24 protein-coding genes and 1 tRNA gene are annotated in these 25597 nt (G+C 73.7%); 15 read left to right on the top strand and 10 right to left on the bottom strand.

The window, feature by feature from the left end:
* The first annotated feature begins 58 nt into the window (after positions 1–58).
* A complete protein-coding gene (locus tag IFT45_RS00780) occupies positions 59–1189 on the top strand; it encodes a glycerate kinase (protein WP_192126204.1) in 1131 nt (376 codons plus the stop codon).
* Here IFT45_RS00780 and IFT45_RS00775 read toward each other — a convergent pair.
* On the bottom strand, positions 1186–2385 hold the full coding sequence (locus IFT45_RS00775) for an aminotransferase class I/II-fold pyridoxal phosphate-dependent enzyme (protein WP_192126202.1): 1200 nt from the start codon (positions 2383–2385) through the stop codon (positions 1186–1188). The genes IFT45_RS00780 and IFT45_RS00775 overlap by 4 nt on opposite strands.
* A gap of 178 nt (positions 2386–2563) precedes the next feature.
* Between IFT45_RS00775 and IFT45_RS00770 the strand changes: the two genes are divergently transcribed.
* The 6 genes from IFT45_RS00770 to IFT45_RS00745 all read left to right on the top strand — a co-directional run bounded on the left by IFT45_RS00770 (position 2564) and on the right by IFT45_RS00745 (position 8894).
* Entirely contained in the window at positions 2564–4255 is a 1692-nt protein-coding gene (locus IFT45_RS00770) for a S1C family serine protease (RefSeq protein ID WP_197982099.1), read from the top strand.
* A 166-nt stretch (positions 4256–4421) separates the two neighbouring features.
* Positions 4422–5465 (top strand): glycosyltransferase family 2 protein, encoded by a 1044-nt coding sequence (locus IFT45_RS00765; protein ID WP_056056535.1) that lies wholly within the window; start codon positions 4422–4424, stop codon positions 5463–5465.
* Between the two features lie 7 nt (positions 5466–5472).
* A complete protein-coding gene (locus IFT45_RS00760; RefSeq protein ID WP_192126200.1) occupies positions 5473–6282 on the top strand; it encodes a CDP-alcohol phosphatidyltransferase family protein in 810 nt (269 codons plus the stop codon).
* A complete protein-coding gene (locus IFT45_RS00755; protein ID WP_185234071.1) occupies positions 6279–7163 on the top strand; it encodes a glycosyltransferase family 2 protein in 885 nt (294 codons plus the stop codon). The genes IFT45_RS00760 and IFT45_RS00755 overlap by 4 nt, the downstream gene beginning before the upstream one ends.
* Before the next feature lie 57 nt (positions 7164–7220).
* Entirely contained in the window at positions 7221–8510 is a 1290-nt protein-coding gene (locus tag IFT45_RS00750; RefSeq protein ID WP_371810813.1) for a CDP-glycerol glycerophosphotransferase family protein, read from the top strand.
* A 78-nt stretch (positions 8511–8588) separates the two neighbouring features.
* Entirely contained in the window at positions 8589–8894 is a 306-nt protein-coding gene (locus tag IFT45_RS00745) for a helix-turn-helix domain-containing protein (protein WP_185233271.1), read from the top strand.
* A 12-nt stretch (positions 8895–8906) separates the two neighbouring features.
* Here the strand turns inward: IFT45_RS00745 and IFT45_RS00740 are convergent, their stop codons facing one another.
* From IFT45_RS00740 to IFT45_RS00720, 5 genes are all read right to left on the bottom strand, one after another.
* A complete protein-coding gene (locus IFT45_RS00740; RefSeq protein ID WP_056056530.1) occupies positions 8907–9185 on the bottom strand; it encodes a hypothetical protein in 279 nt (92 codons plus the stop codon).
* Between the two features lie 91 nt (positions 9186–9276).
* On the bottom strand, positions 9277–10044 hold the full coding sequence (locus tag IFT45_RS00735; RefSeq protein ID WP_192126198.1) for a hypothetical protein: 768 nt from the start codon (positions 10042–10044) through the stop codon (positions 9277–9279).
* 9 nt (positions 10045–10053) lie between these two features.
* Positions 10054–10845: an ABC transporter ATP-binding protein gene (locus IFT45_RS00730; protein ID WP_056056528.1), complete on the bottom strand. Its 792-nt coding sequence runs from the start codon at positions 10843–10845 to the stop codon at positions 10054–10056.
* Complete coding sequence (locus IFT45_RS00725) at positions 10845–11642, bottom strand: ABC transporter permease (RefSeq protein ID WP_056056527.1); 798 nt, start codon at positions 11640–11642, stop codon at positions 10845–10847. Before IFT45_RS00725 ends, IFT45_RS00730 begins: the two co-directional genes overlap by 1 nt.
* Before the next feature lie 92 nt (positions 11643–11734).
* The gene (locus tag IFT45_RS00720) at positions 11735–12409 is read right to left on the bottom strand and encodes an NTP transferase domain-containing protein (protein ID WP_056058840.1); all 675 of its coding nucleotides are present in this window, start codon (positions 12407–12409) and stop codon (positions 11735–11737) included.
* 367 nt (positions 12410–12776) lie between these two features.
* Between IFT45_RS00720 and IFT45_RS00715 the strand changes: the two genes are divergently transcribed.
* The 3 genes from IFT45_RS00715 to IFT45_RS00705 are packed head-to-tail and all read left to right on the top strand — an operon-like array spanning position 12777 to position 16085.
* On the top strand, positions 12777–14258 hold the full coding sequence (locus IFT45_RS00715; RefSeq protein ID WP_244637584.1) for an ABC transporter ATP-binding protein: 1482 nt from the start codon (positions 12777–12779) through the stop codon (positions 14256–14258).
* A complete protein-coding gene (locus IFT45_RS00710) occupies positions 14234–15799 on the top strand; it encodes an ABC transporter permease (protein WP_156370056.1) in 1566 nt (521 codons plus the stop codon). The genes IFT45_RS00715 and IFT45_RS00710 overlap by 25 nt, the downstream gene beginning before the upstream one ends.
* 25 nt (positions 15800–15824) lie before the next feature.
* Entirely contained in the window at positions 15825–16085 is a 261-nt protein-coding gene (locus tag IFT45_RS00705) for a DUF3039 domain-containing protein (protein ID WP_185233269.1), read from the top strand.
* 11 nt (positions 16086–16096) lie between these two features.
* Here IFT45_RS00705 and IFT45_RS00700 read toward each other — a convergent pair whose 3' ends face one another.
* Positions 16097–17347, bottom strand: coding sequence for a nicotinate phosphoribosyltransferase (locus IFT45_RS00700; RefSeq protein WP_244634353.1), 1251 nt, complete (start codon positions 17345–17347; stop codon positions 16097–16099).
* Between the two features lie 80 nt (positions 17348–17427).
* Between IFT45_RS00700 and murI the strand changes: the two genes are divergently transcribed.
* Genes murI through rdgB form a run of 3 tightly spaced genes read left to right on the top strand, consistent with a single transcriptional unit; the run spans position 17428 to position 19684 of the window.
* Positions 17428–18282 carry a glutamate racemase gene (gene murI / locus IFT45_RS00695; protein ID WP_056056524.1) on the top strand — a complete coding sequence of 285 codons (855 nt, stop codon included), beginning with the start codon at positions 17428–17430 and terminating at the stop codon, positions 18280–18282.
* 59 nt (positions 18283–18341) lie between these two features.
* Complete coding sequence (gene rph / locus IFT45_RS00690) at positions 18342–19091, top strand: ribonuclease PH (RefSeq protein WP_192126196.1); 750 nt, start codon at positions 18342–18344, stop codon at positions 19089–19091.
* Positions 19088–19684 carry an RdgB/HAM1 family non-canonical purine NTP pyrophosphatase gene (gene rdgB / locus IFT45_RS00685; protein WP_192126194.1) on the top strand — a complete coding sequence of 199 codons (597 nt, stop codon included), beginning with the start codon at positions 19088–19090 and terminating at the stop codon, positions 19682–19684. Before rph ends, rdgB begins: the two co-directional genes overlap by 4 nt.
* Before the next feature lie 43 nt (positions 19685–19727).
* On the opposite strand, the gene IFT45_RS00680 is transcribed toward rdgB, so the two are convergent.
* From IFT45_RS00680 to IFT45_RS00670, 3 genes are all read right to left on the bottom strand, one after another.
* A complete protein-coding gene (locus IFT45_RS00680; protein ID WP_056056521.1) occupies positions 19728–20453 on the bottom strand; it encodes a DedA family protein in 726 nt (241 codons plus the stop codon).
* Positions 20454–20596: 143 nt separating this feature from the next.
* Positions 20597–20681, bottom strand: a tRNA-Leu gene (locus IFT45_RS00675).
* A gap of 68 nt (positions 20682–20749) precedes the next feature.
* Positions 20750–22048, bottom strand: coding sequence for an MFS transporter (locus tag IFT45_RS00670; protein WP_185233263.1), 1299 nt, complete (start codon positions 22046–22048; stop codon positions 20750–20752).
* Between the two features lie 82 nt (positions 22049–22130).
* On the opposite strand from IFT45_RS00670, the gene mnmA reads away from it, so the two are divergent.
* A complete protein-coding gene (mnmA, locus tag IFT45_RS00665; RefSeq protein WP_185233261.1) occupies positions 22131–23249 on the top strand; it encodes a tRNA 2-thiouridine(34) synthase MnmA in 1119 nt (372 codons plus the stop codon).
* 10 nt (positions 23250–23259) lie between these two features.
* A complete protein-coding gene (ligA, locus tag IFT45_RS00660) occupies positions 23260–25590 on the top strand; it encodes an NAD-dependent DNA ligase LigA (protein WP_192126192.1) in 2331 nt (776 codons plus the stop codon).
* The last annotated feature ends 7 nt before the right edge of the window (positions 25591–25597 follow it).

Raw genomic sequence — 25597 nt, 5'->3', positions numbered from 1 at the left:
CGGCACCGTCGCCGACGCCGCCCTCGCCGCGGGCGCCGGGACGTGTCACTGTGTGCACATGCAGTCGCCCCTCTCCGTCGTCGTCGCCCCGGACTCCTTCAAGGGCACGATCGCCGCGGCGCCCGCCGCCGCCGCCCTCGCGCAGGGCTGGCGGGAGGTCCGCCCCGACGACGTCGTGCGCCTCCTGCCGCTCGCCGACGGGGGAGAGGGCACCCTCGACGCGTTCGAGTCGGCCGTGCCGGGTGCGGTGCGGCACGAGCTCTCCGTCCCCGGGCCCGACGGGCGGCCCGTCACGGCGTCCTGGCTGCTGCTGCCGGGCGCGGTGGCCGTTGTGGAGCTCGCCGCGGCGAGCGGCCTCGGCCTGCTGACGCATCCCCAGCCGTACGACGCCCACACCCGCGGGCTGGGTCGAGTCGTCGCTGCCGCCCTCGACGCCGGGGCGCGACGTGTGCTCGTCGCGCTCGGCGGCAGCGCCTCCACCGACGGCGGCGCGGGGATGCTGACCGAGCTCGGCGCGCGCCTCCTCGACTCGCTGGGGGAGCCCGTCGCCGACGGCTCCCACGGCCTCGCCGCGGCGTCACGGCTCGACCTCAGCGGGCTCCGCGCCCTGCCGGTCGACGGCGTCGTCGGCCTGACCGACGTCCGCAGCCCGCTGCTGGGGCCGAGGGGCTCGGCCGCCGTCTTCGGGCCGCAGAAGGGCGCGGGCCCCGACGACGTGCTCGCGCTCGAGGCGGCGCTGGCCTCGTTCGCGTCGCTGGTCGACGTCGACCCGGCCACCCCGGGCGCGGGGGCCGCCGGGGGCACGGGCTTCGGCCTGCTGCTCTGGGGCGCGGTGCTCGAGTCCGGTGCCGAGGCGGTCGCCGAGACCGTCGACGCCCGCTCCTTCGTCGAGACGGCGGACGTGGTCGTCACGGGGGAGGGCCGGTACGACGCCCAGACCGCCGAGGGCAAGGTCGTCTCCTGGGTCTGCTCGGAGGCCGCCCGGGCCGGGGTGCGCACCGCCCTCGTCGCGGGGTCCGTGGCCGAGGCGACCGGCTCGTTCGACGTTGTCGTGGAGCTGGGCGAGCTCGCCGGCGGAGCAGCCGAGTCGTCGGCCCGGCCAGAGCCGTGGCTGCGCGAGGCTGGTCGCGAGCTCGCGCGCCGGGAGACCGCCCTCCGCGAGGGAGACGCGAGCGCCCCGGTCGACTAGGTCCGCAGGCGGGCGAGCTGGTCGCCGGCGCGCTCCAGCACCGCGGTCGTCTTGCAGAAGGCGAACCGCAGCAGCGACGAGTGCTCGCGGGCGAGCTCCGGCCGGCAGAAGGCGCTCACGGGCACGGCGACGACCCCGGCGAGCTCGGGCAGCCGACGGGCGAGCTGCGCCGCGTCGTCGAAGCCGAGCGGGCGGGAGTCGGCCACCACGAAGTACGAGCCGCTCGAGGGCGACACCCCGAAGCCGGCGGCCGTCAGCCCCGCCGTGAGGAGGTCTCGGCGTCGCTGCAGGCTGTCGGCGAGGCCCGCGAAGTAGGAGTCGGGCAGGCCGAGGCCGACGGCGACGGCCGGCTGGAAGACCGAGCCGTTGACGTAGGTGAGGTACTGCTTGACGGTGAGGATGCGCGTCAGCAGCTCGGCCGGGCCGGTCGCCCAGCCGATCTTCCAGCCCGTGACGCTGAACGTCTTGCCCGCGCTGGAGATGGTGACCGTGCGGTCGGCAGCGCCCGGCAGCGTCGCGATCGGGACGTGGCGGCGGCCGTCGAAGAGCATGTGCTCGTAGACCTCGTCGGTGACGATCACGGCGTCGTGGCGGATCGCCAGGTCGACGAGCAGCTGACGGGTCTCGTCGTCGAGCACGCTGCCCGTCGGGTTGTGCGGGTCGTTCACGAGGACGACCGCCGTGGCGTCGGAGAAGGCGGCCCGGAGCTCGTCGTGGTCGACGCGGAAGTCCGTGCCCCGGAGCGGGACCGTCCGGTGGGTCGCCTTCGTGAGGCCGATGACCGCGCCGTAGGCGTCGTAGAAGGGCTCGAGGGTGAGCACCTCGTCGCCCTCGTCGACGAGGGCGAGCAGGGTCGCGGCCAGGGCCTCCGTGGCGCCGGCCGTCACGAGGACCTCGCGGGCGGGGTCGAGCTGCAGGCCGTAGAACCGTGCCTGGTGCTCCGCGACCGCCTCGAGCAGCACGGGCACGCCGCGCCCGGGCGGGTACTGGTTCAGGCCGGCGTCGAGGGCCGCGTGCGCGGCGTCGAGCACCTCGCGCGGACCGTCCTCGTCGGGGAAGCCCTGCCCGAGGTTGATCGCTCCCGTCGCGGCGGCCAGGGCGGACATCTCGGCGAAGATCGTGGTGGCGAGCCGGCCGTCGTCGTCGAGCAGCCGGGCGCCGCGGGCGACGCGCTGCCAGGGGGCTGGTGCAGTCATGGTCCCGACACCGTAGCCGCCGCCCGCCACACCGGCCAGCCCCGCGTCGTCCGGTGACGGGCGCGGACCCGACGTGCGGCGGGCGCATACCGTGGCCGCAGGACCCGCTCAGGCTCGCCATATGTTCCCCACAGGCAGAGGGACCAGGCTAGCGGGGCTTGGAAGGAGCACCGCGACCATGAACGACACCCCCCGAGGCACCGACGACTCCGACGACGCCACCCGCCCCCCGGAGCCGGTCACGCCGCGCGACCCGTCCGAGGCCCCTCGTGGGCAGGGCGACGAGCCACGGGTCAGCTTCGGTGCGCCGCCCCTGCCGGGGAGCGCCCCGAGGTCGCTGGCCGAGGAGGAGGCGTCTCAGCAGCAGGCAGGCGGGCAGCAGCCGTCCTACCAGCAGCCCGGGTCGTACCAGCAGCCCGGCAGCTACCAGCAGCCCGCGTCGTACCAGCAGCCCGGCAGCTACCAGCAGCCTGCGTCGTATCAGCAGCCCGCGTCGTACCAGCAGCCCGGCAGCTACCAGCAGCCTGCCTCGTACCAGCAGCCCGGCAGCTACCAGCAGCCCGGCTACGCCCAGGCCGGCGACCACCCGCAGACGGCCGGCTGGCACGACCAGCAGACGGCCCCGCAGGCCGGGTGGCCGACCGCCGACGGGCAGCCGCAGGGCACCTGGGCGGCACCCGCGCCGACGGAGAAGAAGTCCCGCCGTGGCCGGGGCGTCGTCGCGGCGGCCCTCGCGGTCGGCCTGATCGGCGGCGGGGCCCTCGGCGGCGTCGTCGGTGGCGCGGTGGCCGGCGGCGGCAGCTCCACGGTCGTCGGCCAGTCCCGCGACCTGACCGTCAACGACTACGCCGACGCGACGGCGATCACCGCCGTGGCCGCGAAGGCGACGGAGTCGGTGGTCACCATCAACGTGACGGCCGGCCAGTCGGGCGGCACCGGCTCCGGAGTCATCGTCTCCGACGACGGCTACCTCGTCACGAACACGCACGTGGTCACGCTCGACGGCGCCAGCGCCTCCGGCACGATCTCGGTCACCCTGAGCGACGGCCGCATCCTGCCGGCCACCGTGGTCGGCCTCGACCCGACCGTCGACCTCGCCGTCCTCAAGATCGACGCCACGGGCCTCACCCCCATCACCTTCGCCGACTCGTCGAAGCTCAACGTCGGCGACACCGCGGTGGCCATCGGTGCCCCGCTCGGGCTCTCGAACACGGTCACGGACGGCATCGTGTCGACCCTCAACCGCAGCATCACGGTCCAGTCGTCGGCCGCCCCGACCGACGGCTCCGACGAGGGCCAGCAGAACGACAACAACGGCCAGGGCCCGTTCTCGTTCAACAACGGCGACGGCAGCACGCAGAACCAGGCGAGCAGCGTCATCTCGCTGCCCGTCATCCAGACCGACGCCTCGATCAACCCCGGCAACTCGGGCGGCGCGCTGCTCGACGCGCAGGGCGAGCTGATCGGCCTCAACGTCGCGATCGCGAGCTCGGGCGAGTCGTCGGGCAGCATCGGCGTCGGCTTCTCCGTGCCGTCGAACCTCGTCAAGCGCGTCTCCGACGAGATCATCGCCAACGGCTCGGCGTCGCACGGCCTCCTCGGGGCGAGCGTCGACGACGCCGCGAACGTGCAGGGCGCCGACCGCGTCGGAGCGGTGATCGTGGAGATCAGCAGCGGGGGAGCCGCCGAGGCGGCGGGCCTGCGCAAGGGCGACGTCGTCACGGAGTTCAACGGCGTGCCGGTCACCAGCCGCACGGACATCACCGCGCAGGTGCGCTTCCTGGCGGGCGGCAGCACCGCCGACCTCACGTACGTCCGTGACGGGAAGTCGGCCACCGCCTCCGTCACGCTCGGCACGCTCACGAGCTGAGGCCGAGCGCGGCGCACGCCGCGACAGCACGCCGCGACAGCACGCCGCGAGGGCGGGCCCGGGGCTCCCGGGCCCGCCCTCGCCTGTTGGTAAGCTCGCGGGGATGCCGGCGGCATCCCCCGTCCCCGACCGTGCGCCCAGCGCCGTGAGCCCGAGGCCCGACACCATGGCACTGCCCGACACGCCCCTCCCCGGTGTCTCGTACGTGATGCCCGTGCTCAACGAGGAGGCGGAGATCCGCGCCGCCGTCGAGAGCCTCGTCGCGCAGGACTACCAGGGCCCCTTCGAGGTGCTGCTCGCCCTCGGGCCGAGCGTCGACCGCACCGACGAGGTCGTCGCCGAGATGTCGGCGGCCGACCCGCGCATCCGGAGCATCCCCAACCCGGTCGGCTCGACGCCGGCCGGCCTCAACGTCGCCATCCGGGCCTCGGTGCACCCCGTCACCGTCCGCGTCGACGCGCACTCCGTCCTGCCCCCCGAGTACACGCGGCTCGCGGTCGCGGCCCTGCAGCGCAGCGGGGCCGACAACGTGGGCGGCATCATGCTCGCCGAGGGGCGCACCCCCTTCGAACGGGCGGTGGCGCGCGCGTACGGCAGCCGGGTCGGCCTCGGGGGCACCCCCCACCACGTCGGAGGCGCGGAGGGGCCGGCCGAGACCGCCTACCTCGGCGTCTTCGTGCGCTCCCGCCTGCTCGAGGTCGGCCTCTTCGACGAGGACGTCAAGCGCGGCCAGGACTGGGAGCTCAACCGACGGCTGCGGGCGACCGGAGGAACGGTCTGGTTCACGCCGGAGCTCGTCGTGACCTACCGGCCCCGGCCGAGCCTCCGCAAGCTCGTCCGGCAGTTCGTCGCGACCGGGCTCTGGCGCGGCGAGCTCGCCCGGCGGTTCCCGAAGGCGAACACGCTGCGCTACCTCGTGCCGCCGGCCATGGTCGTCGGTGCGGGAGTCGGCCTCGTGGTGGGCCTGGTCGGCGTCGTCGGCGCGGTCGTGGGCAGCCCGTGGGCCTGGGCGCTGCTCGGCTTCGTGGCCCCGGGGGCCTACCTGCTCTTCGTGGTCGCGGCGGCCGTGCTCGCCGCGCGCGGCGAGAGCCTCCGCACGCGGCTGTGGTTTCTCGTAGTCTTGCCCTCCATCCACTTCGGCTGGGGATCCGGCTTCGTCTTCGGCTTCCTGTCGCTCACGAAGAACATCACCGCTCACACCGGGAGGTAGCCGCGCCATGACCTCGCTGCCCACGAGGCCGACCTCCATCGACGAGCTCCGCCGCGTCGCCCAGCCCCCCGAGGTGCGCAGCCGCGCCAACGCCGAGCACTGGACGGCGTCGCTGTACCTGCGTGACGTGTCGCCGTACCTGACGTGGTGGCTGCTGCGGACGAGCGTCACGGCGAACGGCGTGACCGGCCTGATGATCCTGACCGGCTGGGCCACGGCGGCGGCCCTCCTGGTGCCCGGCATCGGCGGCGCGATGCTCGCCCTGGTGCTCGGCCAGCTGCAGATGCTGGTCGACTGCTGCGACGGGGAGGTCGCGCGCTGGCGCGGCACGAGCTCGCCGGCGGGCGTCTTCCTCGACAAGGTCGGCCACTACTCCACCGAGGCGCTCATCCCCGTCGTGCTGGGGGTGCGGGCCGCGGGCTGGCCCTTCGACGCGCCCGCCGACTACCTCTGGACCACGCTCGGGTGCGCGCTCGCTCTCGTCGTGGTGCTGAACAAGGCGCTCAACGACATGGTCCACGTCGCCCGGGCGGCCGCGGGCCTCGACCGCCTGGCCGACAAGCGGGGCGGCGCCACGGTGCCCTCCGGCCGGCTCCTCGCCCGGCTCCGCTCGGCGGCGAGGTTCGTGCCGTTCCACCGGCTCTACCACTCGGTCGAGCTGACGATGCTGGCCGTCCTGGCGGCCGTCGTCGGGCTGGTCGTGGGCGACCCGCTGGGCGCTGACCGTGTGCTCGTCGCCGTGCTGCTGCCGCTCTCGGTGCTCGCGCTCGTCGGGCACTTCGTCGCGATCATTGCCTCGAAGCGGGTCAGGTCCTGAGCGCCGGCGCGGCCGGCCTGCCCCGGGTCGGGGTCGTCAGCCTCACGCAGGGCCGACGGCCGGCCGACCTGACGGCGGGGCTCACGTCGCTCCTCCGGCAGGAGGGCGTCGAGCTCGACGTCGTCTGCGTCGGCAACGGCGGCGGGCCGGGGCCCGTGCCCGACGGGGTCGCCGTGCTCGCGCTGCCCGACAACGTGGGCATCCCCGCCGGCCGCAACCGCGGCGCCGAGGAGGTCTCGGGGGACTGGATCTTCTTCCTCGACGACGACGCCTCCCTCCCCTCGCCGACGTTCCTCGCCGACGCGATCGCCGTGGTGCGCCGCGAGGGCGACGTCGGGCTCCTCCAGCCCCGGGTCGTCGACCCCGCAGGGGCGACGTCGCCTCGCCGGTGGATCCCGCGCATCCGCAAGGGCGAGCCCACCGACAGCGGCGACGTCTTCTCGGTCTGGGAGGGCGCCACGCTCCTGCCCCGCGACGTCTTCGACGCCTGCGGCGGCTGGGGCGAGCCGTACTTCTACGCCCACGAGGGCATCGAGCTCGCCTGGCGCGTCTGGGCGCAGGGCCTCCGCGTGCGCTACGACGGCGACCTGGTCGCCCACCACCCCGCCGTCGACCCGGCCCGTCACGCCGAGTACCACCGCCTGAACGCCCGCAACCGGGTGTGGCTGGCGAAGCGCAACCTCCCGTGGCCGCTCGTGCCCGTCTACGTGGCCTCGTGGACGATCGTCCAGGTGCTGCGCTGGGCCCGCACGCCCGTCCGTCTCGGCCAGTGGTTCGGCGGCTGGGCCGAGGGCTGGCGCACGAGCCCGGGCGGGCGCCGCTCGATCGGGTGGGCCGCCGTGGCCCGGATGGCGAGGGCGGGTCGGCCGCCGGTGATCTAGCCTGGATCAGCCCGGTCGGCACCCCGCCCGGACCGCCACCGATCGGAGGACGACCTCGTGCCCCTGAGACGAGATCTCTCACTCGCCCGCGGACTCGCCCGTCGGGCGTTCCGCTCGCGCCAGCAGCGGCGGCGACTCGAGCGGCTCGACCGCGAGCGGGTCCGTCGCGCGCCGGAGCCCGGCTCCGTCAGGGTCGCCGTCTACTTCGCGGACACGTCCGTGAACATGTACCAGATCCGCCAGTGGTACGCGCCGCTCGCGCACCTCGCCGAGACCTTCCCGGTGGCCATCGTCTCCCGGTCGCCGGGGGCCATGCTCGCGCTGATGGAGGAGTCGCCCGTCCCGGTGGTGTACGCCCGCCAGGTGGCCGACCTGGAGGCCTTCGTGGAGGCGCACCCGCTGGCCGTCACGCTCTACGTCAACCAGAACGCCAAGAACTTCCAGATGATGCGCTACGGGCGCATGTGGCACGTCTTCGTCAACCACGGCGAGAGCGACAAGATGTACATGACCACGAACCAGTTCAAGGCGTACGACTACGCCTTCGTGGCCGGCGACGCCGCGCGGGAGCGCCTCGCCGCGGCCCTCTGGGACTACGACCTCGACGCGAGGGCCGTCCCGGTCGGCCGACCCCAGGCCGACCACACGGCGGGCGACGTGCCCTTCTCGCCCGACGACCGCACCGTGGTGCTCTACGCGCCGACCTGGGAGGGCGACCGGGCGGCCGCGGCCTACGGCTCCATCGCCAGCCACGGCACACGGCTCGTGCCGGCGCTGCTGGCCAGCGGCCGCCACCGGGTCATCTACCGCCCGCACCCGCGGAGCGGTGTCGTGGACCGCGACTACCGGCGGGCCCACGAGGAGATCGTCGCCGCCGTGGCGGCGGCCAACGCCGCCGATCCGACGGCCCAGCACGTCTACGACGCCGGGGGGGAGCTCGGCTGGCAGCTCGCGGTCGCCGACGTCGCCGTCAGCGACATCTCGGCGATGGTCTACGACCGCCTGGCGACCGGTCGGCCCCTCGTGGTCACCCGCCCCACGTCGCCGCTGGCGGACGTCGACGAGCGGGGCTACCTCGGCTCGGCGGAGTGGTTGACCGCGGACGACGCGTCGCAGGTGGTGGAGGTCCTGGACAGGGTCCAGGCGGACCCGGAGGCGCAGGGGCGCCTGCAGCACTGGGTGCGGCACCACTTCGGCGACACGGCCCCCGGGGCGGCGACGCAGCGGTTCGAGGCCGCGGTCGCCCGTCTCGTGGCCCGGCGCGACGAGTACGCCGCGCGGGACCCCCAGCCCCCGCGTGCCGTCGAGGAGGCGGATCCGTCGGACACCGGCGACGACGGCCTCTAGGGCATTCAGTCACCGGTGATGCATGCCCGGGCGGCACGGCATCTGGAGTTCTGTGCGCAGGACGCGTACTCATGATGCATGCCTGAGCCCTCGTCGCCCGCCGCCCACCTCTTCGGCGATCGAGTCCGCCAGGAGCGCCAGCGCCTGGGGCTCAGCCAGGACGAGGTGGCGCACCTCGCCGGCATGAACGTGTCGAACTACGGCAAGATCGAGCGAGGGGTCGGCAACCCCGTGCTGCACACGATCGTGCGCCTGGCCGTCGTGCTGGGCGTCGACCCGGCGACCTTCGTCACGGGGATGAGCGCGGAGCACCTGCCGCCCGTGATCGAGACCTTCACCGCGGCCGAGTACGTCGCCGAGCGACGAGCCCGCTCGGGCCGCTGACCTCGGCGACCGTCAGAAGCTGAAGCGCCAGAGGTACTCGTCTCCGCCGGGGCGGAACCAGCGGACGACGGCGATGCCCCGCCGCTCGAGCTCCGGGCCGATGACGCTGACGCTCATCGAGCCGCCGGGCTCGAGCCGCGAGGTCGCCACGGGCACGAGGAGGCCGGTGTCGAGCAGCGTCACCCGGAGGTCGAGCAGGGGCTCGTCGCCCACGTTGAGGAGACGCTGCACCCGCGGGCCACGAGAGCGGTCGACGGCGAGGGGGACGGGGTAGGCGGTCGTGGTGTCCATGGCGTGACCGTAGGTCGTCCCGCCGACACTCGTGCGGTCAGCCTGTGGGCGACGGGTCCGTGGGGAGGGACGGCGGCGACGGACGGGGTGGCTAGCTGTGGATGTCGAGGGGGAAGGCGGCGGGTGCCGGGCCGAAGGCCGTCCTGGCGCTCTGCACGACCTTGCGTCCGAGCGCGTGGTTGCCCGCGCCTCCCACGACGGCTCCGATGCCGAACGGTGCGGCGCGGCCGAGGATGCTGGCGCCCTGCGAGGCGGCGAAGCGGCGGACGAACTGCTTCCGCACCTTGCCCATGAGGCCGTCGATGGCGGTCTTGGGCAGCTTCTGGGTCACGAGCTCGCCCCAGAACGCCGTGCGGGCCGGCGCGGTGCCCAGGGCTTCGCCGGCGAACTGACGCACGAGCGACGCCCCCGGTGCCCCGAGCAGCATCGCCATGACGAGGGCACGGGCCCGGTCGGGGTCGGTCAGGGCGATGCCGTGCACCTCCGTCACGGACTGGGAGAACAGGGCGCTGGCCTCGAGGAAGCCCGCGGTCTCGACGCCGGAGAGCGCCAGGGAGATGCCCCAGCCGATGCCGGGGACGACCGCGCTGGCACCGACCGCGGCCCCGCCCGCCGTGACGGCGGTCAGGTACTCGCGCTCGAGCATCCGCACGAGCTTCTCGGGCGTCGCCTTCGGGTGACGACGACGGAGCCGTCGCACGTGGGCGACCGCCACCGGCCGCTGCACCGCGAGGACCGCGTCGAGGCGCCTGAGCCACGGCGACTCGGTGAACGGACCGGACTCGTCGGCCTCGGCGACGACGTCGGACGGGACGGGCGGGAGCGGCTGCGGGGTCTCGGGCACGGTCTGGTCGGGCATCGCTGGAGCCTACGCCGCCGGGCGGGGAGGGTGGTCGGAGGCGTACCGGGCCAGCGCCTCGTCGAGGGGGCCGTCGAGGACGAGCCGACCGCCGTCGAGGTACAGGCCCCTCGAGCAGAAGCGCTTGAGGTCCCGCTCGTTGTGCGAGACGAGGAAGAGGGTCCGGCCGTCGGCGAGCATCTCCTCTATGCGTGCGTAGCACTTCTCGCGGAACGCCTTGTCGCCCACCGCCAGGACCTCGTCGACCAGGATGACCGGCTCGTCGAGCCGGGAGATGACGGAGAAGGCGATGCGCACCTTCATGCCGCTGGAGAGGTGCTTGTAGGGGGTGTCGACGAAGGCGGAGATCTCGGCGAAGTCGATGATCTCGTCGAAGCGCTCGTCGATCTCGGCCCGGCTCATGCCGTGCAGGCCGGCTGTCAGGTAGACGTTGTCGCGGACCGTCAGGTCGGCGACGAACCCGCCCGTGATCTCGATCAGCGGGGCCACCCCGCCGACGACCGAGACGGTGCCGGTGTCGGGGAGGATCACCTCCGCGACGAGCTTCAGCAGCGTGGACTTGCCCTGCCCGTTCCGCCCGACGACCCCGATCGCCTCGCCCCGCTGCACGGTGAAGCTGACGCCGCGGAGCGCCCAGAACTCTCCGGGGCGCGACCGGCGGCTGCTGTCGGAGAAGAGGTCCTTGAACGACCGGCGGCCGCGCTTGTTGCGGCGGAACCGGATGCCGACGTCGTCGACCCGGATGACGGGGGCGTCGCCCTCCTCGACGGTCGCCCGCCCCGGCCGCGTGCTCGAGGTCATCAGATCTCCTTCAGGACGGCGCGCTCGCTCGAGCGGAAGACCGCGAGCCCGACAGCGAGGAGCAGGAAGCACATGCCGGCGCCGACGAGGGCCTCCGTCAGGTCGAGCTGCTCGGGGAAGAACGCGGAGCGGTACAGCCCGAAGATGCCGCTCAGCGGGTTGAAGGCCGCGAGGAGGTGGAGGCTCTCGGGCAGGTCACGGGTGCCGTAGATGATCGGCGACGCGTAGAACAGGAAGCGCAGGGCGAGCTTCGTCGCGCGCTCGAGGTCTCGGAAGAAGACCACGAGGGGGGCGACGAGGAGGCCCACTCCGGCGACGAGGACCGCCTGCAGCGCCATGGCGACCGGGAAGAACACGACCTGCCAGTGCAGCTGGGCGCCGCCGAGGACGGCGAAGAGCGCGAGGACGGGCAGGCTGAGGGCGAACTCGATGCCCTTCGAGGCGACCAGGCGGAGCACCCAGATCGTCCGGGGGATCTTCGTGGACCGCACGAGCTTCGCCTCGCGGAGGAACGCGCGGGTGCTGTCGGAGACCGCCCCGGTGAACCACATCCACGGCAGGAGGCCGCTGAGGAGGAAGACGATGTAGGGGTCGTCGCCCACCGACCGGCGGAACACCACCTGGAAGACGAAGAAGTAGATCCCCGCCATGACCAGCGGGTCGAGGATCGACCACACGTAGCCCAGAGCCGAGGTGCTGTACCGGACCTTCAGGTCACGGCTCGTGAGGAGCCACAGGGTCTGGCGGTAGCGCGCCGACGACGATCGCCGAGGGCGCTCGGCCTGGGCTGTGCTCACGGGTGTCCTCTGCGGTCAGGGACACCTCGGGGGGCAGGGCGAGCCTCGACGGCCAGGTCGCCCGACGTGCTGGTGGTCAGTCGGGCTGACGGTCAGACGAACAGGTTCGCGCGCTCGAGGTCCTCCGCGAAGTCGACCTCGACGGCGTAGAGGTCGGAGATGTCCACGGGCTCAAAGAGTAGCCCGTCCTGGTCGATGGCCAGTTCGATGCCGCGCTCGAAGTAGTCCTGGGCGTCGACCTTGCCGAGCTGGCGCAGCAGGGCGGGCTTGTCGGCCCGGGAGACGTAGTTGATGCCGACGGCCTCGCCGAGGCCGTGCTTGACCTGCTTCGAGAGCTCGGCGATGTAGCCCTCGGCGTCGGTCGTGTACTTGACCTCCTCGTCGGAGACCTTGGAGGTGTTGACCGTCACGAACGACTGGTCGTCGCGGACGAGCCGCGCGGCACGGCGGAGCGCCTCGGGGTCGAAGACGACGTCGCCGTTCATCCACAGGACACCGCCCGCCGAGCTGGCGCGGAGAGCGCGCATGAGGCTCTTCGACGTGTTGGTCTGGTCGTACTGCTCGTTGTAGACGAACGACGCGTGCGGGAAGGCCTCGACGATGTGCTCGAACTTGTACCCGACGACCACGGTGACGCGCGCACGGGGGCCGAAGGCGGCGTGGATGTTCTCGAACTGCTGCTGCATGATCGTGCGGCCGTCGCTCAGCTCGGTGAGCGACTTGGGCAGCGAGCGGCCGAGGCGGCTGCCGAGGCCGGCGGCGAGGATGACGACCTGCTGGGTCGCGAGCTCGGCGGCGCGGTCGCTGCTGCTGTTCTTGCTCGAGGCGTTCGTGGTCACGGGGTCTCCTTGGCGTCTGCCCCGTCGGCGGTGATCTGGCGACGGAGGGGGCGAGAGCGGACTGGTCGCCGTTCTCCCGGTGCCCCGCCGGTGGGGATCGGGCCCGTCCCGGGCGTCGATCCTCGTCTCGTGTTCGAGCGGTGTTCACCGCGGAGCTTCGATCTGGACACGTCATCGTGCTCGGCACAGACTACCGGCAGACCCCGTCCGGCGTCTCGTGGAGCCCGAGTCGTGACCGTTCCGTGATGCGCGCCGCCGGGCCGCCGGGGCACCGGGGCGTTGGTACGGTGGGCACATGGCCCTCGCGCGCGACGATCAGGACGACGTCGCCGATGCCGACTCCACCGTGAGCGGACGGGCCGCCGAGCTGCCCCGGGGGGACGACATGAGCGACGACGTGACGACCGGCGACGAGCCGGGGGAGGCGCGGGCCGAGGCCTCGGGGGAGGCCACGACGCCGGGGGCGGGCACGGCCGAGCGCCCCGCCGCCGCTGCTGCACGGACGGCCCGACCGGCCGCGAAGCGCAAGCCGGCGTCGACGCGGACCGCCGCCGACCGGTCGGCGGCGGCGAAGAAGGCCGCCGCGACGAGGGCCGCGAACGCTCGCGCCCGCGCCGCCGCGGCTGCCGCGGCCGCGGCTGCCGAGGCCGCCGAGGCCGAGGCCGAGGCCGAGGCCGCAGCCCGGGCGGACGACGCGGTGGCGGCGCGAGCCGCGGAGGCGGCCGTCGTCGAGACGGAGCCGGAGGTCGACGCCCAGCCCGAGCCCGTCGTCGAGCCGGAGCCGGAGCCCGCCGTCGAGCCCGAGTCCGAGCCGGAGCCAGAGCCCATCGTCGAGCCCGAGCTCGAGCCCGCCGTCGAGCCCGAGCCCGAGCAGGACCTCACGACCGACCCGGAGCCGGACGTCGACGGCGCCTCTCCCATGCCCGACGTCGACGCCGACGCCGACGCCGAGACCGACGCCGACGCCGAGACGGGCACCCGTGCCGACGAGGCGCCCGCGGCGGACCCCGACGAGCGCCCCGTCGTGCTCTCGATCAAGGGCGTCGGCAAGCGCTACGGGGGCACCGTCGCCGTCGAGGGCGTCGACCTCGAGGTGCGCGCCGGCTCCTTCTACGGCATCGTCGGCCCCAACGGCGCCGGCAAGACCACGACCCTCTCGATCGTCACCGGGCTCCTCCGCCCCGACGAGGGCAGCGTCACCGTCCTCGGCGCCGACGTGTGGAGCGACCCCGCCGCCGCCAAGCGCGCCCTCGGCGTGCTGCCCGACCGCCTCCGGCTGTTCGACCGGCTCACCGGCGCGCAGCTCCTCTACTACTCCGCCACCCTCCGGGGCCTCGACGGCGCCACGGCCCGCAAGCGGTCGGCGGACCTCGCGACGGCGTTCGGGCTGCAGGACGCCCTTGGCCGCCTCGTGAGCGACTACTCCGTCGGCATGACGAAGAAGATCGCGCTGGCGGCGGCGGTCATCCACTCGCCGCGGGTGCTCGTGCTCGACGAGCCCTTCGAGTCCGTCGACCCCGTGTCGGCGGCGACCGTCACCGACGTGCTCCAGCGGTACGTCGCCGGCGGCGGGACGGTCCTGCTCTCGAGCCACAGCATGGACCTGGTCGAGCGCATCTGTGACTGCGTCGCGGTCATCGTCGACGGCCACGTGCTGGCGAGCGGCAGCGTCGAGGAGGTCCGCGCGGGCCGGTCGCTCGAGCAGGCCTTCGTCGAGATCGCGGGCGGCCGCGCCGTCACGGAGGGCATGGAATGGTTGCAGAGCTTCTCCGACTGAGGCTGCAGACGATCGCGAACACGGTGCGCTTCGGCCCCCGTCGCCTCACGATCTCCGTGGTCTCGGTCCTCCTCGTCCTCCTCGTCTCGCTCGCGCTGGCCGGCCTCGTCGGCAGCCTCCGCGACTCCCCCCTCTCCGACACACGGGCCCTCGTCGTGGGCGGCGGGTCCCTGCTGATGCTCGGCTTCGCCGTGGTGCCGTTCGCGACCGTCCGGCCGGCCTGGAGCGACCCTCGCCGCCTGGCCGTCCTGGGCGTCCCGGAGGGGCCGGCCGCCGCCGGGCTCGCCCTGGGCTCCCTGGTCGGCCTGCCGACCCTCGCGCTGCTCGTGCTGTCGACCGGCTACGTGCGGTCGTGGGACTCCGGCGCCGACGTCGCCGGCCTGGCCGTCGTCGCCGCCGTCCTGGCCGGGCTCACGGCCTGCGGCCTGCTGCTCGTCGCCTCGACGGTGAACACCGTGGTGCTGACCACGAAGCGGTCGCGGCAGTTCCTCGCCGCGGGCGGCGTCGTGCTGGCGCTGCTGCTCGTGCCGCTGGTCGTCGACCTCGTCCGAGCGTCCCTCCCCGGGGCGTCGGGAACGGGCGTCGTGGCCGACTCGCTGGCCTGGACGCCGTTCGGTGCCGCGCTCGCGCTGCCGGGCCACGCGGCCGCGGGCGAGACGGGCCGGGTCGTCGCTGACCTGGCCGTCGCGCTGCTGACGCTGGCCCTGCTGTGGCTGGCCTGGCGCCTCCTCGTGGCCCGGGCCTTCGTCGACCAGCCCGAGCCCGACGTGGCCGACGAGGCGGCCGGCCTCGGCTGGTTCGACTTCGTCGTCGCGAGCCCCACCGGGGCGGTGGCGGCCCGCAGCCTCACCTACTGGGCGCGTGACGCCCGGTACCGCATGTCGCTCGTGATCCTGCCCATCCTGCCGCTGCTCGTGCTGCCGCTCGGCATCGCGGGCGTCAGCTGGAACTGGCTCGCGCTCGTGCCCGTGCCCCTGATGTGCCTCATCCTCGGGTTCCTGCCCCACAACGACGTCGCCTACGACAGCACGGCCTTGTGGCTGCACGTCGCGGCCGACACCCGGGGCCTCGCCGACCGGGTGGGGAGGCTCGCGCCCCCGCTGATGCTCGGCGTGCCCCTGGTCGTGGTGGGCTCGCTCGTCGCGGTCTGGGGCTTCGGCGACTGGACGGCCCTGCTGCCCGAGCTCGGCGTCAGTGCCGGGCTGCTGCTGAGCGGCCTCGGCCTGTCGAGCGTCGTGTCGGCCGCCATGCCGTACCCCGCGGTGCGCCCGCACGACGACCCGTTCCAGCAGCCGCAGGCGAACGGCGGGGCGGCCGTCACCGCCCAGGTCACGATGATCGGCGGGGCCCTGCTGCTCACCGGCCCCGCGTTCTGGTTCGCCGGGCGTCACCTGCTCGCCGGCGTCGAGCCGGCGGGTGCCTGGTCGTTCGCGGCGGGCCTCGGCGTGGGCCTCGTCGCGCTGGTCGTGGGCGTCGTCGTCGGTGCCCGGGTGTTCGCCCGGCGCGCACCGGAGCTGCTGGCCTTCACGCTGCGCAGCTGAGTCGCCTCGACGTACGATGGTCGCCATGAGCAACACGGAAACCGGCGGTGGCCTCGACGTCCTCGATCGCGAGCTCGAGAAGCTCCTCACCGAGGAGGCGATCGACCCGGGCGACCACGAGCGCTTCTCGCACTACGTGAAGAAGGACAAGATCATGGAGTCGGCGCTGAGCGGCAAGCCCGTCAAGGCGCTCTGCGGCAAGAAGTGGACCCCGGGGCGCGACCCGGAGAAGTTCCCCGTCTGCCCGACCTGCAAGGAGATCTACGAGAAGATGAAGGGCGAGTAGCCCTCACCGCCTCACTCGTAGACGGTCGGCAGGACGGGCTCGCCGCGACCCAGCCGGAAGGCGCCCGCGGGCAGCTCCGCGACCGCCGCCTCCCGGTGCTCCCTCGCCCGTCGGGTGCCCGCCTCGCCCAGCCACCGGTCGTCGACCACCCCGTCGACGACGAGGTCGACCAGGAGCGCGCGCTCGCCCTCACGGGGCTCGGCGTCGTCGACACGGACGACCTCCTGCTGCGCGACTCCCGACGTCAGGGTGCGCACCGGCGACTTGCGGCCGCCGACCGTGGCCTTGTCGGCCGACTTCTTGGCGACCGACACCCACCGGCCGTCGTCGTCCTGCCGGGCGACGAGCTTGAAGACCATCCCGGCCGCGGGGTGGCCCGAGCCGGAGACGACCGACGTGCCGACGCCGTAGCTGTCGACCGGTGCGGCGCGGAGGGCGGCGATCGTGTACTCGTCGAGGTCGTTCGTCACCGTGATGCGGGTGCCGGTGGCACCGAGGTCGTCGAGCTGGCGGCGCACCTGGGCCACCAGCGAGGGCAGGTCTCCGCTGTCGATGCGGACGGCCCCGAGGCCGGTGCCCGCCACCTCGACGGCGGTGCGGACGGCGGCCTCGATGTCGTAGGTGTCGACGAGCAGGGTGGTGCCCGGGCCGAGGGTCGCGACCTGCGCCCGGAAGGCGTCCTCCTCGGAGTCGTGCAGCAGAGTGAAGGCGTGGGCGGCCGTGCCCATCGTCGGGACGCCCCAGGTGCGACCGGCCTCCAGGTTGCTCGTCGCGCCGAAGCCCGCGATGTACGCCGCGCGCGCGGCGGCGACGGCGCTCCGCTCGCCGGTGCGCCGCGAGCCCATCTCGGCGAGGGGCCGGCCGTCGGCGGCGGAGACCATGCGGGCCGCCGCGCTGGCCACGGCCGAGTCGTAGTTGAAGACGCTGAGGGCCAGGGTCTCGAGCAGCACGCCCTCGGCGAAGGTCGACTCGACCACGAGCAGGGGCGAGCCGGGGAGGTAGACCTCGCCCTCGGCGTAGCCGCGGATCGTGCCCGAGAACCGGTAGTCGGCGAGCCAGTCGAGCGTCGGGCCGTCGACGATGCGGCCCTCGCGCAGCCACTCGAGCTCGGCGTCGCCGAAGCGGAACCGCGCGAGCTCGGCGAGGAAGCGCCCCGTGCCGGCCACGACGCCGTAGCGCCGCCCCTCCGGCAGCCGTCGCGCGAAGAGCTCGAAGACGCTCTCGCGGTGGGCGGTGCCGGCCCGCAGGGCCGCCTCCACCATGGTGATCTCGTACCGGTCGGTCAGCAGTGCACTGGTCACGCGGCCCAGCCTACGGGCGGACGGCCCGGTAGGCTCGACGCGTGACGGACGCACCCCTCGGAGTCTTCGACAGCGGAGTCGGCGGGCTGACCGTGTCGCGGGCCATCATCGACCAGCTGCCCCGCGAGTCGGTCCTCTACGTCGGCGACACCGTGCACTCGCCCTACGGGCCCAAGCCGATCGCCGACGTCCGTCGCTACGCGCTCGCCGTGATGGACGACCTCGTGGCGCAGGGCGTCAAGCTGCTCGTGATCGCCTGCAACACCGCCTCCGCCGCCGTGCTCCGCGACGCCCGTGAGCGCTACACGATCGGCAGCGGGATCCCGGTCGTCGAGGTCATCCAGCCGGCCGTCCGCTCCGCCGTGCAGCAGACCCGCACGAAGCGGATCGGCGTCATCGGCACCGAGGGCACGGTCAACAGCCGGGCCTACGAGGACGCCTTCGCGGCCGCCGCCGACCTGCAGCTCTTCACGCAGGCCTGCCCGCGCTTCGTCGAGTTCGTGGAGGCGGGCGACACGTCGAGCGCCGAGCTGCGGGCCGTGGCCGAGGAGTACCTGGCGCCCCTCCGCGCCGAACGGGTCGACACCCTCGTGCTCGGCTGCACGCACTACCCGTTGATGTCGGCGGCGATCCAGTACGTCATGGGGCCGGAGGTGCGGCTCGTCTCGAGCGCGGACGAGACGGCCGCCGACGTGTACCGGACGCTCGTCGACCACGACCTCGAGGCCACCGGCTCCGCTCCGCCGCGGTACGAGTTCGACGCGACCGGACCCGACAAGTCGTCGTTCCTCCGGCTCGCCAAGCGCTTCCTCGGGCCCGAGATCTCGAGGGTGGGCCACCTCGAGACCGGGGCCATCGAGCTGCCCGGCGCCGCCCGCGCCCGCCGCGCCTCCTGACCACCGCACCGACCTCCGCAGCACCGACCTCCGCAGCACCGACCCGACAGGGGACCCCCATGAGCGACACCACCACCACCGAGACCGTCCGCGTCGACGGCCGCCGCCTCGACCAGCTCCGCCCCGTCACCATCGAGAAGGGCTGGAGCGCCCAGGCCGAGGGCAGCGCCCTCGTCTCGTTCGGCGGCACCAAGGTGCTCTGCACCGCCTCCTTCACGAACGGCGTGCCGCGCTGGCTGGCCGGCAAGGGCAAGGGCTGGGTCACCGCCGAGTACTCGATGCTGCCCCGCGCGACGGACTCGCGCAACGACCGCGAGAGCGTCAAGGGCAAGATCGGCGGCCGCACGCACGAGATCTCGCGCCTGATCGGCCGCAGCCTCCGGGCCGTCGTCGACACGAAGGCCCTCGGCGAGAACACGATCGTGCTCGACTGCGACGTGCTGCAGGCCGACGGCGGCACCCGGACCGCCGCCATCACCGGGGCCTACGTCGCGCTCGCGCAGGCGATCGAGTGGGGCCGCGAGAAGAAGTTCATCGCGCAGAAGGCGACGCCCCTCACCGACAGTGTCGCGGCCGTCTCGGTGGGCATCGTCGACGGTCGCCCGATGCTCGACCTCGCCTACGTCGAGGACGTGCGCGCCGAGACCGACATGAACGTCGTCGTCACCGGCTCGGGGCTCTTCGTCGAGGTGCAGGGCACCGCCGAGGGCGCGCCCTTCGACCGCAGCGAGCTCGGCCTGCTGCTCGACCTGGCCGTCGCGGGCGGGGCCGACCTCACGGCGATCCAGCGTGAGGTGCTGGGCGCGTGACCCGGGTCGTCATCGCGACGCACAACCAGGGCAAGGTCACCGAGCTCCGACGCATCCTCGCCGAGACGGCGCCGGGCGTCGAGCTCGTGGCGTACGACGGCCCCGAGCCCGTCGAGGACGGCGACACGTTCGCCGCGAACGCCCTCATCAAGGCGCGGGCGGCCGCGGCCCACACCGGCCTCCCGTCGCTCGCCGACGACAGCGGCATCTCGGTCGACGCCCTCGGCGGGGCCCCCGGCATCCACTCCGCCCGGTACGCCGGCACGCGGGACGACGACGACAACATCGACCTCCTGCTGGCGAACCTGGTCGGCGTGCCCGACCGCGCGGCGCACTTCTCGTGCGCCGCGGCCCTGGTGGTGCCCGGCCCCGACGGCTCGACGGAGCTCGAGCACGTCGAGTACGGCGAGTGGCCGGGGGCCGTGCTGGAGGCGCGGGTCGGCACGGGCGGGCACGGCTACGACCCGGTGTTCCGCCCCGAGGGCGAGACCCGCAGCTCGGCCGAGCTCACGCCGGACGAGAAGAACGCGGTCAGCCACCGCTCACGCGCGTTCCGCGCGATCGCGCCGCACGTGGCGGCGCTGGCGGGCTGACGGCCCGGCGCGCTGACGGCCCGGCGGGCTGACGGCCCGGCCGTCAGGCCTGCGTCGGCGCCGTCTCGACGGGCGCCGCGTCGTCGGCCGTGCCGTCGGTCGCGGCGCTGTCGCCCTCGTGCTTCTTCGCCTGGTGCACCCCGTGGAGGTAGTGGATCGCGATGGGGATGACCGTCGCCAGCACCGCGCCGAGCAGGATCAGGTCGATGTAGGCGCTGACGAAGTCGGCCACCGGCGGGATGTGGCCGATGCCGAAGCCGGTGAGCGTCACGCCGAGGCCCCACACCACCGCGCCGATCGCGTTGAAGAGCGAGTAGCGCCGGTAGCTCATGTGGGCCACGCCCGCCATGATCGGGGCGAAGGTGCGCACGACCGGCACGAAGCGCGCGATGATGACGGCCATCGGCCCGAACCGCTCGAAGAAGGCGTTGGTGCGCTTGACGTTCGCCACGCTGAAGAGCCCGCTCTCCTTCCGCTCGAAGATGCGGGGCCCGACCTTGTGGCCGATCAGGTAGCCGAGCTCGCCGCCCGCGAACGCGGCGATCGCGATGAAGATCGCGATCAGCCAGATGGGCAGCCCCAGGGCGCCGGGGTTGGTCGCGGCCAGGATGCCGGTGATGATCAGCAGCGTGTCGCCGGGGAAGAGGAAGCCGACGAGCAGCCCGGTCTCGGCGAAGACCAGGAGGCAGACGCCCACCACGGCCCAGGGGCCGAAGGCCGACAGGAGGTACTCGGGGTCGAGCCACGAGATGGTCGCCAGGGGCAGCATCGGTCTCTCTTCGGGTGCGGGCGGCCCTGGGGTCGACCGGGTGCGGCCGACGAGGGCCGTCGACCGGTGATGGGGACAATGTAGTGGGCCCGCGGGGCCCCGCGGCTCGGAGGTGGCCGAGAGCACCCGGTGCCCGGGTCGCCTGGTGCGGGAGAAGGGACTTGAACCCTCACGCTCGAAAGCACAGGAACCTAAATCCTGCGTGTCTGCCAGTTTCACCACTCCCGCCGGAGCGGGCAGAGTCTACCGGCTGGCCGTGGGGGAGTCGCGGGTCGGCCCGCGCAGGAGGCCTGCCCTCAGCGGCGGTCGCGCGGCACGTGCGGCGAGTACCGCGGCACGTAGCGCAGCAGGATCGCGGCCCCCGCGAGGCCCAGCAGGCCCATGACCCCGCTGGCCACGGAGATCGACACGAGCGCCGTCAGCCCCGAGATGAGCAGCGGCGCCGCCGCGCTGCCCGCGTCGCCGGTGAAGCGCCAGGCGCCGAGGAAGGGAGCGGGGTCGGCCCGGTCGGCGAGGTCCGCGCCGAGCGTCATGAGGATCCCGCTGCCGATGCCGTTCGCCAGCGACATGAACATCGCCACGGCGATGAACCAGCCCACCCGCGCGTCGAGGTCGTGGGTGAGCGACAGCGCCAGGTACGAGACGCTGAGCCCGACCATCGAGGGCACCGCGCTCCAGAGCCGTCCCCAGCGGTCCATGATCTGGCCGCTCGTGTAGAAGAGCGCGAAGTCGACGGCGCCGGCGATGCCGATCACGAGGGCGGTCTGCGGGGCGTCGACGCCGATGCTGACGGCCCACAGCGGCAGGATCACCTGGCGACCCGCGCGCATGGCGCCGATCAGGGCCGCCCCGCTGCCGAGACGGAGGAGGACGCCACGGTGGCGGGCGAGCGTCGCGAACAGGCCCCGCGCCTCCTTCTCGACCGCGACCTCGCCGGGCGTCGGGCCCGCCGTCGCACCGGCGGCGGGGTCGACCGGCGACCCGGCGGCGGCCGCGGCGGCCCGGCGCTCGCCGAGGACGGCCGTGGGGTCGCGCAGCACGAGCAGGACGGCCGCGGCGCCGAGGCAGCCCCCGACGTGGATCCAGAACGCCGACTGGGTCGAGCCGGTGAGGTGGATGACCCCGGCAGCCAGGAAGGGGCCGACGAAGAAGCCGAACCGGAAGACGCCGCCGAGGCTCGAGAGGGCCCGCGCGCGGATCTCGACCGGCACGAAGCTCGTCATGAACGCGTGCCGGGCCAGCGCGAAGACCGCCGTCGACAGGCCGATCAGGAGGACGCCGAGGGCCAGCACCCACTCGTTCGGGGCCGCGACGCAGGTCAGCAGGCCGACCGTGCTCACGAGGGCCGCCGAGATCATCGCGGTGCGCTCGCCGATGCGGGAGACCAGCCACCCGCTCGGGACGTCGCCGATCAGCTCGCCGACGAGGATGAGCGCCGCGACGAAGGCGGCGAACGGGAGGCTGGCCCCCAGGTCGCTCGCGACGACCGGGATGATCGGGATGATCGCCCCCTCGCCGATCGCGAAGAGGGCGGCCGGCAGGAACGCCGCGAGGGCGACCGACCGGAGGGAGGCGGCGGGGGTGGGGGACGACATGACGCCCGCCACACTATGCCCGGCCCCGCGGGCTCGTCGGCGCCGCCCGCCCGACGTCGGGGGCGCTGCCTACACTGGAGGGATGAAGGTACTGGCAGCGATGAGCGGCGGCGTCGACTCGGCGGTGGCGGCGGCACGGGCCGTCGAGGCGGGGCACGACGTCGTGGGGGTCCACCTGGCGCTGAGCCGGATGCCGGGCACGCTCCGCACGGGCAGCCGCGGCTGCTGCACCATCGAGGACAGCATGGACGCGCAGCGCGCGGCCGACCTGATCGGCATCCCGTACTACGTGTGGGACTTCTCCGAGCGCTTCAAGCTCGACGTGGTCGACGACTTCGTCGCCGAGTACTCGGCCGGCCGCACCCCCAACCCGTGCATGCGCTGCAACGAGCGGATCAAGTTCGCCGCGCTGCTCGAGAAGGCCCTCGCGCTCGGCTTCGACGCGGTCTGCACCGGCCACTACGCGACCATCGTCACCGACGACCAGGGGCAGCGCGAGCTGCACCGCGCCTCCGCCTGGGCCAAGGACCAGTCGTACGTGCTCGGGGTGCTCACCGCCGAGCAGCTCGCGCACTCGATGTTCCCGCTCGGCGCCACGCCGTCGAAGGCCGAGGTCCGCGCCGAGGCCGCCGCCCGCGGCTTCAGCGTCGCGACCAAGCCCGACAGCCACGACATCTGCTTCATCCCCGACGGCGACACCCGCGGTTGGCTCGCCGAGCGGGTCGGCGCCGAGACCGGCGACATCCTCGACCGCAGCGGGGCCCGCATCGGCACCCACGAGGGCGCGCACGCCTTCACGGTCGGGCAGCGGAAGGGGCTCGCCATCGGGTTCCCGTCCGACGACGGCAAGCCGCGCTTCGTGCTCGAGGTGCGTCCGGTCGACAACACCGTCGTCGTGGGCCCGAAGGAGGCGCTCGAGATCGCCGAGATCGCCGGAGGCTCGTACACCTGGGCGGGTGCGGCCCCGGCCGACCCCACCGTGCCGTTCGCCTGCGACGTCCAGATCAGGGCCCACTCCGACCCCGAGCCCGCGACGGCGCGCGTGACGGAGGTCGAGGGTAAGAAGGAGCTCGTGATCACTCCCCACGAGCCCCTCAGCGGCGTCGCCCCCGGGCAGACCGCCGTCGTCTACGTCGGCACCCGCGTGCTCGGCCAGTGCACGATCGACCGCACGGTCAGCGCCGTGCCGGTCTCGGCCTAGGGGGCTCGAGGTGGCCGACATCGACGACGCCGCCGCTGACGCCGAGGTGCCCGACGACCTCGCGACCGCGCGCGACGAGGTCGAGGCGCTGACGTCGCGCGTGCTCGAGCTGCGCGACCAGTACTACGAGGGCAACGCCTCGACGGTGAGCGACGCCGACTACGACGCCCTCGTGCGTCGCCTCGATGCCCTCGAGCGCGCCCACCCCGAGCTGCAGAAGCCCGACAGCCCGACGCAGACCGTGGGCGGCCGGGCCGAGACGACGCAGTTCGCGCCGGTCGAGCACGCCGAGCGCATGCTCAGCCTCGACAACGTCTTCAGCGACGACGAGCTCGCCGAGTGGGCGGGCAAGGTCGAGCGCGACGCCGGCGCCGAGCGCGTGCGCTTCCTCTGCGAGCTCAAGATCGACGGCCTCGCGATCAACCTGCGCTACGAGCACGGCGTGCTCGTCACGGCCGCCACCCGCGGCGACGGGGTCGTCGGCGAGGACGTCACGGCGAACGTGCTCACGATGGGCACGATCCCCGAGCGGCTCAGCGGCACCGGGCACCCGGCGATCGTCGAGGTGCGGGGCGAGATCTTCTTCCCCGTCGCCGAGTTCGACCAGCTGAACGCCCGGCAGCGCGAGGCCGGCGAGCGCGTCTTCGCGAACCCGCGCAACGCCGCGGCCGGCTCGCTGCGCCAGAAGATCGAGGGCAAGAGCCCGGCCAAGCGCGAGCTGATGGACGCGCGGCTGCGCAGCCTGCGGATGCTCGTGCACGGCATCGGCGCCTGGCCCGTCCGCGAGCTCGAGCGCGACACCGAGGTCCGCGCCCAGAGCGAGGTCTACGAGCTGCTCGCGTCGTGGGGCCTGCCGACCTCGACGCACTACCGCGTGTACGACACCGTGCCCGAGGTCGCCCGGTTCATCCACGACTACGGGGTCAGGAGGTCGTCGGTCGAGCACCAGATCGACGGCATCGTCGTCAAGGTCGACGACCTCGCGCTCCACGACGAGCTCGGGGCGACGAGCCGGGCGCCCCGGTGGGCCACGGCCTTCAAGTACCCGCCGGAGGAGGTCAACACCGAGCTTCTCGACATCGTCGTGAGCGTCGGCCGCACCGGCCGCGCCACGCCGTTCGCGGTGATGCGCAAGGTCGAGGTGGCCGGCAGCGAGGTCCGCCAGGCGACGCTCCACAACCAGCACGTCGTCCGCGCCAAGGGCGTGCTGATCGGCGACACCGTCGTGCTCCGCAAGGCCGGCGACGTGATCCCCGAGGTGCTCGGCCCGGTGGTCGAGCTCCGCGACGGCAGCGAGCGCGAGTTCGTCATGCCCGTCGACTGCCCCGAGTGCGGCACCCCGCTGGCCCCGGCGAAGGAGGGCGACGTCGACCTGCGCTGCCCGAACGCCGAGAGCTGCCCGGCGCAGGTGCGCGGGCGCGTCGAGCACATCGCCTCCCGCGGCTCGCTCGACGTCGAGGGCCTCGGCGAGGTCGCGGCGGCTGCGCTGACCCAGCCCGTCGAGCCCGCCGAGCCGCCGCTCCGCACCGAGGCCGGGCTCTTCGACCTGACGATGGCCGACGTCTTCCCCGTCAAGGTCGTCGTCCGCGACTCCGAGACCGGCATGGAGAAGCTCGGCGACGACGGCGCGCCCAAGCTCGTCACGCCCTTCCGTCGTCGCCGCGGCAAGGCCGACGGCCCGTTCGACCCCGAGGCGGCCGAGTTCGCCGGCGACGAGACCAGCGTGCCGTCGAAGACGGCCATCGAGATGCTCGCCAACCTGCAGGCGGCGAAGACCAGCCCGCTCTGGCGGATCCTCGTCGGGCTGAGCATCCGCCACGTCGGCCCCGTGGCCGCCCGCGCGCTCGCGAACCACTTCGGTTCGCTCGACGCGATGCGCTCCGCCAGCCGCGACGAGCTCGCGGCCGTCGACGGCGTCGGCGGCATCATCGCCGACGCCCTGCTCGCCTGGTTCGAGGTCGACTGGCACGTCGAGATCCTCGACCGCTGGGCCGCCGCGGGCGTCCAGTTCGACACCCCCGGCCACCCCGGCCCCGGCGCCGCCGTCGAGGCGGGGGGCGTGCTCGCCGGCCTGACCGTCGTCGCCACGGGCAGCCTCGAGGGGTTCAGCCGCGAGGGGGCGCAGGAGGCGATCCTCGCGGCGGGCGGCAAGGCCGGCAACAGCGTGAGCAAGAAGACCGACTTCGTGGCCGCCGGCCCCGGCGCCGGGTCCAAGCTCACGAAGGCCGAGCAGCTCGGGGTACGGATCATCGACGCGGCACAATTTCAAGTCCTCATTAAGGAGGGCCCGGCTGCGCTCGGCGACCCCAGTTCGGGGGGCAGCGACGACCCGGAGGCCTGAGATCACT

This window comes from Frigoribacterium sp. CFBP 13707, assembly GCF_014842245.1.
Lineage (GTDB): Bacteria > Actinomycetota > Actinomycetes > Actinomycetales > Microbacteriaceae > Frigoribacterium > Frigoribacterium endophyticum.
This window is presented reverse-complemented; position numbering and strand designations above follow the sequence as displayed.